This window comes from Exiguobacterium profundum (assembly GCF_001909285.1).
In the GTDB taxonomy this organism is placed as follows: Bacteria; Bacillota; Bacilli; order Exiguobacteriales; family Exiguobacteriaceae; genus Exiguobacterium; species Exiguobacterium profundum.
Genome location: NZ_MRSV01000001.1, coordinates 369,153 through 381,754 on the forward strand (window position 1 = coordinate 369,153; position 12,602 = coordinate 381,754).

13 protein-coding genes and 1 pseudogene are annotated in these 12,602 nt (G+C 48.4%); 8 read left to right on the forward strand and 6 right to left on the reverse strand.

The genetic code is table 11. The features are described from left to right. Positions 1-59: 59 nt before the first annotated feature. A complete protein-coding gene (locus BBB58_RS02020; RefSeq protein WP_074035176.1) occupies positions 60-800 on the reverse strand; it encodes a hypothetical protein in 741 nt (246 codons plus the stop codon). 195 nt (positions 801-995) lie between these two features. Here BBB58_RS02020 and adhP point away from each other — a divergent pair. From adhP to BBB58_RS15545, 4 genes and pseudogenes are all read left to right on the forward strand, one after another. Further along, positions 996-2,024: pseudogene (gene adhP / locus BBB58_RS02025) on the forward strand (alcohol dehydrogenase AdhP). A 113-nt stretch (positions 2,025-2,137) separates the two neighbouring features. Further along, positions 2,138-2,563: a MarR family winged helix-turn-helix transcriptional regulator gene (locus tag BBB58_RS02030; RefSeq protein ID WP_074035178.1), complete on the forward strand. Its 426-nt coding sequence runs from the start codon at positions 2,138-2,140 to the stop codon at positions 2,561-2,563. Positions 2,564-2,672: 109 nt separating this feature from the next. After that, the gene (locus BBB58_RS02035; RefSeq protein ID WP_143180210.1) at positions 2,673-3,200 is read left to right on the forward strand and encodes a CarD family transcriptional regulator; all 528 of its coding nucleotides are present in this window, start codon (positions 2,673-2,675) and stop codon (positions 3,198-3,200) included. A gap of 111 nt (positions 3,201-3,311) precedes the next feature. Next, positions 3,312-4,226 (forward strand): methyl-accepting chemotaxis protein, encoded by a 915-nt coding sequence (locus BBB58_RS15545; RefSeq protein ID WP_084543018.1) that lies wholly within the window; start codon positions 3,312-3,314, stop codon positions 4,224-4,226. 71 nt (positions 4,227-4,297) lie between these two features. Here BBB58_RS15545 and BBB58_RS02045 read toward each other — a convergent pair whose 3' ends face one another. Continuing rightward, positions 4,298-5,797 carry a malate:quinone oxidoreductase gene (locus tag BBB58_RS02045; protein ID WP_074037858.1) on the reverse strand — a complete coding sequence of 500 codons (1,500 nt, stop codon included), beginning with the start codon at positions 5,795-5,797 and terminating at the stop codon, positions 4,298-4,300. A 191-nt stretch (positions 5,798-5,988) separates the two neighbouring features. Between BBB58_RS02045 and BBB58_RS02050 the strand changes: the two genes are divergently transcribed. From BBB58_RS02050 to BBB58_RS02055, 3 genes are read left to right on the forward strand one after another with little or no spacing between them, the layout of a single operon-like run. Further along, on the forward strand, positions 5,989-6,339 hold the full coding sequence (locus BBB58_RS02050) for a DUF2691 family protein (protein ID WP_276327286.1): 351 nt from the start codon (positions 5,989-5,991) through the stop codon (positions 6,337-6,339). 10 nt (positions 6,340-6,349) lie between these two features. Beyond that, positions 6,350-6,451: a DUF2691 family protein gene (locus BBB58_RS15625; protein ID WP_369126280.1), complete on the forward strand. Its 102-nt coding sequence runs from the start codon at positions 6,350-6,352 to the stop codon at positions 6,449-6,451. A 27-nt stretch (positions 6,452-6,478) separates the two neighbouring features. Then, a complete protein-coding gene (locus BBB58_RS02055) occupies positions 6,479-7,021 on the forward strand; it encodes a histidine phosphatase family protein (protein ID WP_074035180.1) in 543 nt (180 codons plus the stop codon). Positions 7,022-7,047: 26 nt separating this feature from the next. Here the strand turns inward: BBB58_RS02055 and BBB58_RS02060 are convergent, their stop codons facing one another. From BBB58_RS02060 to BBB58_RS02075, 4 genes are all read right to left on the reverse strand, one after another. Beyond that, on the reverse strand, positions 7,048-7,911 hold the full coding sequence (locus tag BBB58_RS02060) for a DegV family protein (protein WP_074035182.1): 864 nt from the start codon (positions 7,909-7,911) through the stop codon (positions 7,048-7,050). A gap of 115 nt (positions 7,912-8,026) precedes the next feature. Further along, on the reverse strand, positions 8,027-8,509 hold the full coding sequence (locus tag BBB58_RS02065; RefSeq protein WP_074035184.1) for a methylated-DNA--[protein]-cysteine S-methyltransferase: 483 nt from the start codon (positions 8,507-8,509) through the stop codon (positions 8,027-8,029). After that, positions 8,496-9,389 carry a DNA-3-methyladenine glycosylase family protein gene (locus tag BBB58_RS02070; RefSeq protein WP_074035186.1) on the reverse strand — a complete coding sequence of 298 codons (894 nt, stop codon included), beginning with the start codon at positions 9,387-9,389 and terminating at the stop codon, positions 8,496-8,498. Before BBB58_RS02070 ends, BBB58_RS02065 begins: the two co-directional genes overlap by 14 nt. Continuing rightward, positions 9,386-9,934 carry a bifunctional transcriptional activator/DNA repair enzyme AdaA gene (locus tag BBB58_RS02075; protein WP_047795743.1) on the reverse strand — a complete coding sequence of 183 codons (549 nt, stop codon included), beginning with the start codon at positions 9,932-9,934 and terminating at the stop codon, positions 9,386-9,388. The genes BBB58_RS02070 and BBB58_RS02075 overlap by 4 nt, the downstream gene beginning before the upstream one ends. A gap of 173 nt (positions 9,935-10,107) precedes the next feature. On the opposite strand from BBB58_RS02075, the gene mprF reads away from it, so the two are divergent. Next, positions 10,108-12,600, forward strand: coding sequence for a bifunctional lysylphosphatidylglycerol flippase/synthetase MprF (mprF, locus tag BBB58_RS02080; protein WP_074035188.1), 2,493 nt, complete (start codon positions 10,108-10,110; stop codon positions 12,598-12,600). Positions 12,601-12,602: the final 2 nt, after the last annotated feature.

A 12,602-nucleotide genomic window follows, 5' to 3' on the forward strand; every position in this document is an offset into this window, starting at 1 on the left:
AGCGAAGTAAAGAGTTGATGTCAGTTCATGTGCTCACATGAAAAGAACCGCACTGCGGTTCAAAGTGGATGTCGTTTGAAGTGTTCGGCTATGTGTCGCTTCATGGCGTCTCGATTTTCGGCGAAGATGCGATGGCGATGACCGTTCCCACCAGACGGATGTGGAAACCCACTCACTACGCGATCTTGATCCAAAAGACCTCGCTCAACCAATAACTCCACGGCTCGCCTTACGTTCACGCCCATCGGTAAGATGAGTGCATCTTGAAGATGGGCCATCTCTTCTGCGAAGATTCCTTCTACGTATGGTCGAAACAGCTCTGTTCGAATCATATCCGGGCTCGATCCGTTATAGTTCTTGCCTTTATAGAAGACGGGATAAGGGAGGACCGCCGTGTTTTGAACGAGATGGTTCGCTGATCCAAACAAATCGAGGGATGATTCGATTCCTAAATGATGATGTAACTCCAAATCGTCTAGCATCGTCACTAAGTTCTTTCGAATCGGACCGGAAAAACTGCCACGTTGTTTGACGGCTCGAAGCGCCTCTTCGTCTGTTGCATCCTTCAAGTCACGGATTGCCTCGAACGACTGACGCATTTGATACAAGCCTGGCGTGATTCCCGCGATGACGACATTCGCGTTTGGATTGATGTATTCAAACGGTGCGTAATAGATCTCAAGTTGTTTCTTTTCATCACGGTCTAACAAAAAGTCTTCATTTTTCAACGTTTCTTCTTCTAAATTTGATAGCTGCAAAATCTTTGATTTATATGTGTGAAATAACGTTGTTCGTGTCATATAAACAACACTCCTTTCGTCTACTTTCTCTATCTCTATTTCCCTAAATCTTTGTGTGAGAAAAGTTCATCTTTCAGACAAATGCTATCCAAAAAATAAAGCGCTTTCATTCCATTTTTTGTGCTATTCTGACGATGTGATTGAGAAGGGTTTTCCATCAGGTTCGCTAAATTCTCACAAGGAGTGTGTTCAAACATGAAAGCAGTCGTTGTCAATTCAGCAAGCAAAGCCAACATCGAAGTCGTTGAAAAGGAATTACGTCCATTACAAGCAGGCGAAGCACTCGTCGATGTCGAGTACTGTGGCGTGTGTCACACGGACCTTCACGTCGCAGCTGGTGATTTCGGAGATGTTCAAGGACGCGTGCTCGGTCATGAAGGGATTGGGATCGTATCTGAAATCGCCGACGATGTCACGAGTTTGAAAGTTGGCGATCGCGTCAGTATCGCTTAGATGTATCATGCATGTGGTCGCTGTGAATATTGTACGACAGGCCGAGAGACTTTCTGTCGAAACGTTCAAAATGCCGGATATAGCGTGGACGGCGGGATGGCTGAACAAAGTATCGTCGTGGCCGACTATGCCGTCAAAGTACCTGACGGATTGGACCCTGCGCAAGCTTCGAGCATCAAATGTGCCGGCGTCACGACGTATAAAGCCATCAAAGTTGCCGACGTGAAACCTGGGGAGACGGTCGTCATCTACGGTTGCGGTGGACTCGGCAACCTGGCCATCCAATATGCGAAACACGTCTTCAACGCACACGTCATCGCCGTGGATTTGAACGATGAGAAGCTCGAACTCGCAAAAGAGAGTGGAGCTGATTTGACGATCAACCCATCGACTGATGGAGATGCAGCTGACATCGTACAAGAGAAGTTCGGTGGGGCCCACGCTGCTGTCGTAACAGCCGTCTCAAAAGTCGCCTTCAATTCGGCAGTCAATGCAGTCCGAGCTTGTGGGAAAGTGGTCGCAGTCGGTCTGCCTTCTGAAACGATGGACTTGAACATCCCTCGTCTCGTCCTCGATGGAATCGAAGTCGTCGGTTCACTTGTTGGGACACGGAAAGACTTAGAAGAAGCCTTCCAGTTCGGGGCAGAAGGACTCGTCGTGCCGGTCGTTCATAAACGCTGTCTACACGAGGTGCAAGACGTGTTCGAAGAGATGGAGCAAGGGAAAATTCAAGGACGCATGGTCATCGACTTCAAAAATAAAGACTGCTAATCGAAACGGGGCCTCGTGCCTCGTTTTGATCTAGATTGACGTTGACGGGGTATAGTTGCTTTTGTATAGTTAGGAACGTCTAAAAGCCGGAAATGAAAGAGGAGTGACTTGATTTGACTCCATCAACGTCAACCCGTCTACTTGATTTATTGTCAGAGCGAAATGATCAAGTTCGACGCATGAGTGAACAATCTTGGAATGAACAAAGTGATATCCAACTCTCGAACTCGGAGTGGTATATTCTCGCGACACTTTATCAGTCGAAAACAACAATTGCCGAAGTCACGCACAGTGTCCATATTTCTCGACAAGCGACTCATAAACTGATCAAGAACCTAGAGAGTAAATCGCTCGTTCTTGTGACAGACCATCCGCAAAATCGAAAAGACAAATGTATCGAGTTGACCTCCCTCGGTCATACTTGTTATGAGCAAAACGAGACGCTCAAAGCGCAGCTTGAGCAACGGATACAAGAAAGTATCGGTCAAGAAGCATTCGAACAACTGAAAACCATTCTGCGCGTGGATTGGAAACTATGACCGTGTCGGCTTGAAGGCGACACGGTTTTTCATATGCATACATGGACAAAAACGTCAACCGAGTTGACATTTCATCTTCTGAATGACTATGCTTATAGGTAAGGAAGAGGTGATCGACTTGTTTAAAACTGGAGACTTAATCATCTACTCGACCCATGGCGTATGTCGCATCGACGACATTTCGGACAAAACGGTCGCAGGAGAGACGAAATCGTACTATACGCTTCACCCCATCAACAACTCACAAAAGTTGCAGATCAGCATTCCCGTCGACAATGACAACGTGATGATGTTGACGTTACTCGAAGCAGATGAGGCATCAGAGATTTTAGAGTCGTTCCGCTCACCTGGCGTGGAATGGAATCCGCATTCCAACAACCGCAATCGTGAATTCTTGAATGTCGTGCATTCAGGAAATCGTCATGAGATTGCCCAAGTGGTGAATACATTGAGCCGTAGACAAATCGAGGCACTTCAAGCGAACAAAAAACTATACGAGCAAGATCGTAAGATTTTAGAGAACGCCAAAACGATTTTGGTGAAAGAGCTCTCCCTTGCCCTCGAGCGTTCAGAGAGCGACATCGAGCGCACGATTGGCGAGTACTTACATGAAAGCATGGCGACACTCACACCTTGACCCTTCCATTTGGAAGTGGTCTTTTTATTTTTGCTACAATCATATACTTATTTTGACAGTTATCGGGTATCCTAATACAAACAAATCAACTGATATAGGGAGGATGTTAGGATGCAACTGCACTCTAGTACGACCCATGTCACCGACACGCACGTCGTTCGGGCAATCGAAAACAATCTGGCCATCATTCGCTTTGATGAAAATCGCCGTGTCGCCTACGTCAATGAGATTTTTGCCAAAACGATGGGGTACGAAGTCAAGGAACTGATGGGACGCCCCCATCGTGATCTTTGCTTGCCCGAGTTCGCGAACAGTCCCCAATACGACCTGTTTTGGCGTAAGCTCATGCAAGGGTTGAGTTATCACGACAAGATTGAACGACGTGCCGCAGATGGTCATAGTGTCTGGCTAGAGGCGACCTACATGCCGATCTTCGATGATGCCCACCAGAACGTCATCGGCGTCTCAAAGATTGCAGCCAATATCACGTCACGGCAACAAGACGTACTCCACATGGCGAATAATCTTCAAGAGACGTCTGAATACTTATCTGCCCAGTCCCAAATCGGGAAACAAGACGGAGAACACGTACTCGAAAACGTCAAACTGATTGAACAAGAGTCGACTCAAAACCTAGAGCATTTACATGCTCTCCAACAAGAGGCGAAAACGATTACGGATATTGTCCGAACGATTCGTGAAATCGCTGCCCAAACCAACCTTCTCGCACTCAATGCCGCAATCGAGGCGGCACGCGCAGGTGAACATGGACGCGGCTTCAATGTCGTCGCGACAGAGGTGCGCAATCTTTCAAACAAGGTCTCACTCTCCATTACAGAAGTGAACAACAACATTGAAGGCATTGTGAAACGCATCGATGACGTGTCGATGAGCATCGGTCGAATTTCTCATAAAGTCAAAGATAGCTCGGGACAACTCGAGCATACGGTCCGAGAGTTCGAAAAATTAGCAGATTCAGCCGCTACACTCGAACAGCAGGCAAAGACGTTTCTCAAAATGGTATGAGCGACCCTATAGGAGGTCGCTTTTTTCTATACAAAAAACGAGCATACGATTGTATACTCGTCTTGAATCTATTAATTGTGGACCATGTCCTTTTCCTCTAAACCGAGCGTGACCGCCGTCGATTCGTGAATCGTCTTGAATAAATCCGGATGTTCCGACAGCTTCAAGCCATACGACGGGACCATCTCTTTGATTTTCGGTTCCCACTCCGGTAAGTATTGCGGGAAGCACTGCTCGAGCACTTTCAACATGACGTGCACGGCCGTCGATGCGCCTGGAGAAGCACCGAGAAGTGCCGCGACCGACCCATCTTCAGAACTGACGACTTCCGTTCCGAATTGAAGTGTTCCTTTTCCTTGCGGTGTATCTTTGATGACCTGCACACGTTGCCCCGCCACGACGATTTCCCAATCTTCATTCTTGGCATTCGGGATGAATTCACGGAGTTCATCCATCCGTTTGTCGTGAGACAAGAGTACCTGCTCGATCAAATACTTCGTAAGTGGCATCTCTTTCGCCCCTGCGGCAAGCATCGTGATGACGTTGTTCGGCTTGACCGAACGAATCAAATCCAAGTTCGATCCTGTTTTTAAGAATTTCGGTGTGAAGCCGGCGAACGGTCCAAACAGCAACTCTTTGCGTCCATCGATAAAGCGGGTGTCGAGGTGAGGGACCGACATCGGTGGTGCCCCGACTTTCGCCTTTCCGTAGACCTTCGCATGATGTTGCTCGATGACCTCACGATTTTTGCAAACGAGGAAGAGGCCGCTGACCGGGAATCCACCGATTTGTTTCGATTCCGGAATCCCTGTCTTTTGTAAGAGCGGCAAACTGCCACCACCGCCTCCGATAAAGAGAAACGGTGCCGTATGCGTCTCAATCGTGTTCTGAGACATGTCTTTTATTTTCACTTCCCAATGACCGTTCTCGAGGCGCTTCACGTCCTCGACGCTATGGCCATAGTTGACTTCGACCCCGTTCGATGTGAGATGGTCAAACAACATACGTGTCAATGCGCCAAAGTTCACATCCGTCCCTGAATCGATTTTCGTCGCGGCAATCGGTTCATCCGGTGTCCGTCCGTCCATGATGAGCGGGAACCATTCCCGTAATTCATTCGGATCGTCCGATAAGACCATGCCTTCAAACAGCGGATTCGTTGTGAGCGCTTCCAAACGGCGTTTCAAGAAATCGACGTTCTTCTCCCCTTGGACCATGCTCATATGTGGGATTGAACGAATAAAGGCTCCTGGATTTTCAATCAGTCCTTGCTTGACGAGGTGCGCCCAAAACTGACGCGAGATTTGGAACTGCTCGTTGACGTTGACCGCTTTGGAGATGTCAATCGTCCCGTCTGCGTTCTCTGTTGTATAGTTTAATTCGCAAAGTGCGGCATGTCCCGTACCTGCGTTATTCCACTCGTTTGAACTTTCTTCCCCTGCTGCATCGAGCTTTTCGAACACTTTGATGTTCCACTCCGGTACGAGCTCTTTAAAGAGTGAACCGAGCGTTGCGCTCATAATCCCTGCCCCAATCAAAATGACGTCTGTTCTCGTTTGCGTACTGCTCATGAAAACCCCATCCTTATCCCCTGAATTTTTTGTCATACGATTGAAGAATCCCCATTCTTCAATCATATATTTTATAATCGTTATACCGATTATAACTCTTTTGTGATGAATGATAAGGGTTATGTATGATTTTTTGTGCTGAAACTTTTTATGAAAATGGGATGATCCCATCAAATGAAGGAGGTGTTCTTTTGAGGCGTGGTTTACGTTTTACAATTCCCAATCAATATGGGCAATTTCTAAAAGCAATCTTAAGTCCAATCCCTCTTGATTCATACCAATGGAACGTGGTTGATGAGGAATCGTACATTGTGAACGAAGGGCAACTGGATCGCCTGTTGTTTCCGGAATCGACCGTAATCGATGGTCATCAATTCGCTGAACTGCTCACGTATCATGAACACTATTTGATTTTCGTTGATATCAAGGCGTTCCAACCGAATATGTCCTCGGAAATCGCAACGTATGAAGACTTTTTACATAGTACGTGTGAATTCGCTCTATTGGTGACGGACAGTCAAGACGTCACCAATCTACTGTAAAGACCAAGAGATGCTCAATTCCCTTTACGAAAATGCTTCTTGGCATGGATTTGAAGACGTCACATACATCACAAGTCATAATGACTCGAGGACACGCTTATCCTGCTGGTAACCATACATTTTGAAGAGGAGAATCCATATGCCCACACTCTATTTGATTCGCCACTGCTCAGCCGCGGGCCAAGAACCTGACGCACCGCTCACAGAAGACGGTTCCGCCCAGTCTTTATGGCTTCGCGATTTCTTTTCTGAACTCACAATCGACCGGATCATCTCAAGCGATTATACCCGTGCAGTCGCTTCGGTCACGCCACTCGCCGATGCTCATCACCTCTCGATTGAACGTGAACCGTTACTGAGAGAACGCATCCTATCTCACGAACCGCTCGAAGACTGGCTGACCCCATTACGTCAGTCGTTCAGCGACCCGACGTTCAAGTTGCCTGGTGCCGAATCGGCTGAGGAGGCGACGCAGCGCATCCTACAAGTCGTCGAGCACGCCAAAGCTCCGCATGCCTCAACATTCTTAGTGACACACGGCAATCTGCTCGCACTCTTATTGCAACATCTCGACCCGCAATATGACTTTGAGACATGGCGTAAGATGCGTAACCCAGATGTCTATCGTCTCGATTATCACGACAGCACACCGGTCATCGAGCATATTTGGCCAAACAAATAAGCCGTCTCGCGATGAGACGGCTTTTGTCACTTCTCTACGAAAAACATCGAGATGGCACCAAGCCCGACATGTGTCCCGACCGAGACACCCATCTGCATGAGGTAAATCTCGCCGGCAAAATCGGTTTCGGTTTCGAGCTTCACTTTTAAGTTCTCCGCAATCCGTTGGTCCGATGTGTACCCGATGATCACGAAATTCGTGATGTCCGGGTTGACGCGTTTCACGAACTCGTCCGTATAATGCTTCAGCACTTTACGGGTGCCTCGTTCCTTGGCAACAATGGCACCTTTCCCGTTCTTCATACTCATGATGGGCTTTACCATCAGTAGTTTCCCGATGATAGCACTCGCGTTTGAGATTCGTCCGCTCTTGATCAAGTGGTCGAGGTCATCTACGGATAAGAAGTGCTTCACTTTCGTCTTGTACGTCTCATTGAAGTCAACGAGCTCTTCGAACGTCGCACCGGCTTCACGCATCTGTGCGCTCTTCAACAACAGCCAGCCGCTACCATGACTCATCGAACGAGAGTCGACGACATGGATTTTGACAGGTGAGTCAGGATGCGCCTCTTCAAAGTATTCTTTTCCAATGACCGCCGATTGATACGATCCGCTCGTCCCACTCGACATGCAGATACATAAAATCTCCTCATGGCCGGCAGCGACCGCATCTTCCATCAATCGTAAGAACGTCGCTGGGCTCGGCATCGCCGTCGTTGGGAATTCCGGGAGCGCTTCCAACATTCCGTAAAAATCATCCGGCTGGATATCCACCCGGTCCTGGTAAGACATATTATTCATGGTGATGATCAACGGCGCGACCCCGATGTTGTACTGTTCAAGCACTGCATCTGATAAGTCACACGTCGAATCTGCTAATAATTTAATCATGCATTCCTCCAAAACTTTCTCCATAAGTGACGGGAATCATCCTATAACTTCGTCGATTCCGACGTCACGATAGGACCTCTTCTAGTGTAGCAGATTTGGAGGGGGAAATGTTTTTTTACTGGGGTTGATGTGCGACTTGTTTTTCATGTTGCAAGAGCCATTCTTTTCGCCAAAGTCCACCGGCATAGCCCGTCAATTTCCCAGTCGATCCGATGACGCGATGACAAGGCACGACGATGCTCAGTTTGTTGCGTCCGTTCGTTGCTCCGACTGCGCGAACAGCCGTAGGTCGCTTCACGCGTTCGGCAAGTTCGCGGTAAGAAGCCGTCTCCGCATACGGGATGGTTTGTAACGCATCCCACACGTCATGCTGAAACGTTGTCCCGATTTGCTCAGTCGGAAACGTAAACGTCATACGCTCACCGCGAAAATAGGAGTCTAGTTCCTCCCGGCACTGTCGCAATACATTTGGAATATCTGATTCAGGTGATTGCGTCCCTTCACGTTCGACGAATAAGATCGATTGAACGACCTGCTCCGTCCCGATGATTTCTAGGACGCCAATCGGTGTCTCCACGTCTAATCTATACGTTCCCATATAATGACCTCCACAGATAGAATGTCGCGTATCCTTCCCAACCTTGCCACGATTCACCGTAACGCTTCACTTCTTCAATCGTTGGTTTCTTCGCTGTCCCTAACTGATGCTGAATCGCTTGATGCAATCCGACATCCGCAATCGGAAAGGCTGATGCGTCCTGAAAACACTTCATCAACACATAGTCTGCCGTCCATGCTCCGACACCTCTTATCGCGAGTAACCGTTGACGGATATCAGCTGAAGAGTGTGATTGTAAAGCCGTTTTTGACAGGTCTCCATTCGTTATTTCCCGTGCAATATCAATGACATACTCCGCTTTCCTGCGACTGAATTGAAGCTCACGTAATTCTTCCGGTTCGAGCAAGGCGATTCGTTCCGCCCGCGGGAACGTCCAGTATGCTCTTCCTTCGATGACTCGATGGTCTCCATATCGTTCGACGAATCGCCGCTTGATCGTATAGGCGAAGGATAACGTGATTTGTTGTCCGATGATGGCCCATGTGAGGGCCTCGAACAAATCTGGGAAACCAATCATCCGTAACCCGCGATGCGCTTCAATCAAAGAAACCAGCAATTCATCTTTCGCCCCCATCGTTTCAAACGGCTTCAAATCGCGCTCAAGGTCTAACCAGTCTCGTACCTCACGTGCGACACGTTCCTTTTCTGTGTTTGAAACTTCATCGACTGGGAACCGTACACAAATGTGATTCTCCGCTTCTTGAAGCTCGATCAGAATGAGCCTTTCCCCGATTCGCATCAGCTTTCGAACCGTGTCAGGCGTTGTCACATGGAGCACTTCTTGTTCTGACCGACTCAAAAAGACGAGACACTCTTGAAAATCAAACGGCTGCTGTACAGCAAGTAGCATCTCTGTCATAGGTCCTCTCCTTTTCGATACGTGTTCGGTGTACAGCCTTTTACTTGCCGGAACACGCGGTAAAAGTTCGATGGTGTTTGAAACCCAACCTCATAGCAGACCGTCAGATTACTCATGTCGGTCGTTCGCAATAAATAAGCCGCCTTGTCGATTCGAATCCGTTCAAGTAGTTGCCTCGGAGTCTCTCCTGTCGCCTGGGTGAATGTCCGCTCCAAATGAAAGGGACTCAGTTGGGCGTGTTCGGCAATCTGTTCAAGGCGAATGGGTTGTTTATAATGGTTCACGAGATACGCCGTCACTTGTTGAACGAGCGCACGGTGTGGGGCGTGTTCGACTTCTGGCTGACATCGCTTGCACGGTCGAAATCCATTTGTCTCCGCTTCTTCTCTCGTTACGTAAAAATCAACGTTCTCTTTCTTCGGTTTGCGGGATCGGCACGATGGTCGACAATAGATCCCTGTCGTTTTTACGGCTGTATAGAACAATCCGTCATAAGTTGCATCGCAGGCGAGCACTTTCGCCCACTTTTCGTCAAACGTCAACATCTCCACACCCCTTTCTTCTCTCACTGTAGCAAATCTAAAATCAACATTTCGTCCTCTTTCTTGCGCTTACAATCCCCTCTTTTTGAAACGTTTTACAGATTTCAATCGTATCCTATAGTACGATTTAGACAGAAGCTGCTGTCAGTCCTATGGCAGATAAGGAGAAGATCGCAATGCGTACTCGTTTTTCATGGAAACAATTAAAATGGCTAATTCCTATAGCGTTAATCGGTTTGATTTTGATTCAGAGCGGACAAGAGTTGAAAGATCTCTCGCTCGCGACCGCCTTCACGACATTGAAACAATTGACCGGTTGGGAACAGTTCACACTCATCCTGCTCGGTGGATTCGCTGTCTTGACGATGACGGGCTATGACTATTTCCTGCTACGCTCTTTACATATCGAGCTACCGAAACGAAAAATCGTTCAAACGGCATGGATCACGAATTCGATGAACGGGATGCTCGGTTTCGGCGGCGTAATCGGGATCGCGCTTCGCACCTCCCTTTATCGTCCCTATACGGATACGAAACGATTGCTCCGTGCCATCGGATGGATGACCCCGACACTGATCAGTGGTCTGTCCATTCTTTCCATCGGTGTGCTCCTCGGAATCTTTCCGGCTGGTGGGCTCGTCGGTACGAAACCGTGGATTTGGCCGGTGTTACTCGCCGTGAGTTCGATGCTCCCATTTTATTTATTCGTCACATCACGCCGATCAAACGTCGGATGGTCTACTCTGCTCGGGTATACGATGACTTCACTCGCAGAATGGGTCACCGCTGGGTTCGTCGCCATTTATGCTTTGACGTTACTAGACGGTTCGGCTTCGTTCGTGCAACTCTTCGGGGTATTCATCGTCGCGACGGTCGTCGGTGTCGTTTCCCTCGTCCCTGGGGGTGCCGGAACATTTGACTTACTGTATCTCGTCGGGATGACTCAACTTGGGATTCATCAAGACATCGTCCTGTCTTCACTAATCATCTATCGATTCGTTTATTTTGTCGTTCCCTTTTTAATTGGACTCTTTCTCGCAGCCATCGCGTTCGGAGACCAGGTCGTCAAACAAATCGAGTATCGACCAATCATCGGGTCCTCTTATGAGATCGGGACTGTCGTCTGGCGCATCGTTTCGCGGACGCTTGCGAGGATTGGACGCCTGACCGGGAGTCTCATCGCACTCATGAGCAGTCTGTTGATTTGGTTCCAGACGCTTCTTCCGAGCGTGACGCCGCTCTATGAAGTGAATCGCTGGTTTGAATGGATTGGGACCCTTTTCTTATTGAGTGCCGGACTTCTCATGTTTTTATCCGTCTATGGCATGTATGTTCGGACAAAACGAACACTCTGGTTACTCAACACTGCCTTCATCTTGGCGACCATCGGAGTCATCGCTCGTGGGTTAAACCTGTTTGAGACCTTCGTCGTCATCGGGTTTGCGATGTTCGTCTGGTTGACACGTAAACGACACGTCCGATACCGTTCGATTTTAACGACAGGACGTCTCATCCGAAGCTTGATTTACGTCCTGCTCTATGTCGGCACCCACGCCCTCTTATTGCAGTCATTCGCAGGTACAGACAACTTATTCTTCACATCGCATCAAGCTGGTTGGTTGACGACGTTCGTCTTATTGTTAACTTCAATCGTAGCAAGTGTACTCCTGCTCTTGTTCGATCGTTGGAAACGTCCAGCGCTTGGAGAGGCCTATGATGAACATCGCATCCGACAGTTTCAGGCAACACAGCCCACATCGAGCAGTTTTGATTTGGTCCATATGGCAGATAAGCGTTTTTACATGAACGAGGCAGGAGATGCGTGTCTGTTGTTTGCGACGACTCGGAACCATGCCATCGTCCTTAGTGATATCCAAGGAGAGAAACAGGCTGCGACTTCTCTTTTGACGCAATTCATTGAAGATGCGGATCGAATCGGGTATATTCCTTTATTTTATCAAATTACACCGAATTGGATGCCTCGCCTTCATGATGCCGGATTCACGTTCTTCAAATTAGGGGAAGAGGCGACGATTGACGTCTCGGCCTTCTCCTTATCCGGGAAGAAGCGTGCAAACATGCGCTCTCTCTACAATCAGTTTGAGAAGAAAGGGATCACGTTCGACATCGTCTCTGAACCCAGCCTCTTGCTGTTACAAGAGTTAAAAGACATCTCAGACGAGTGGATTGGGAATCGAAATGAGAAAGGCTTCTCTCTCGGATTCTTCGATTATGAAACGTTGACACGTTATCCGATTGCCTTGTTGCGAGATGCGGACGGTGTCGTCGTGGCTTTCATTTCGCTACTCCGAGGAGACGAGGCCATCTCCATCGATTTGATGCGTTCGAAAAATGATGCGCCGACCGGATCGATTGAAGTGTTGATCCTTCACATCATCGAATGGGCTCGCGCAGAAGGTTATGATCATGTCGGACTCGGCGTGGCACCACTTGCCGCCGTCGGAGAGCAGACATTCTCCCATTGGCCGGAGCGCGTCGCCGCCGACATTTTTGAAAACATCAGTTACATTTATCCGTTCAGTGGCTTACGACAGTTCAAACAGAAGTTCAAACCGTCGTGGGAAGGACGCTATCTCGCGTTCCGCCAGCGTCGTAAATTGTTGCCATCAATTTTACGAACAGCGCGATTGATTAGTCGGAAACGCTAAAA

Coding starts and splice junctions, on each gene's coding strand:
- BBB58_RS02060 (WP_074035182.1), bottom strand. CDS start 7,911: ATGATTAAATTATTAGCAGATTCGACGTGTGACTTATCAGATGCAGTG.
- BBB58_RS02020 (WP_074035176.1), bottom strand. CDS start 800: ATGACACGAACAACGTTATTTCACACATATAAATCAAAGATTTTGCAG.
- mprF (WP_074035188.1), top strand. CDS start 10,108: ATGCGTACTCGTTTTTCATGGAAACAATTAAAATGGCTAATTCCTATA.
- BBB58_RS02065 (WP_074035184.1), bottom strand. CDS start 8,509: ATGGGAACGTATAGATTAGACGTGGAGACACCGATTGGCGTCCTAGAA.
- BBB58_RS02070 (WP_074035186.1), bottom strand. CDS start 9,389: ATGACAGAGATGCTACTTGCTGTACAGCAGCCGTTTGATTTTCAAGAG.
- BBB58_RS02075 (WP_047795743.1), bottom strand. CDS start 9,934: ATGTTGACGTTTGACGAAAAGTGGGCGAAAGTGCTCGCCTGCGATGCA.
- BBB58_RS15545 (WP_084543018.1), top strand. CDS start 3,312: ATGCAACTGCACTCTAGTACGACCCATGTCACCGACACGCACGTCGTT.
- BBB58_RS15625 (WP_369126280.1), top strand. CDS start 6,350: ATGCTCAATTCCCTTTACGAAAATGCTTCTTGGCATGGATTTGAAGAC.
- BBB58_RS02045 (WP_074037858.1), bottom strand. CDS start 5,797: ATGAGCAGTACGCAAACGAGAACAGACGTCATTTTGATTGGGGCAGGG.
- BBB58_RS02055 (WP_074035180.1), top strand. CDS start 6,479: ATGCCCACACTCTATTTGATTCGCCACTGCTCAGCCGCGGGCCAAGAA.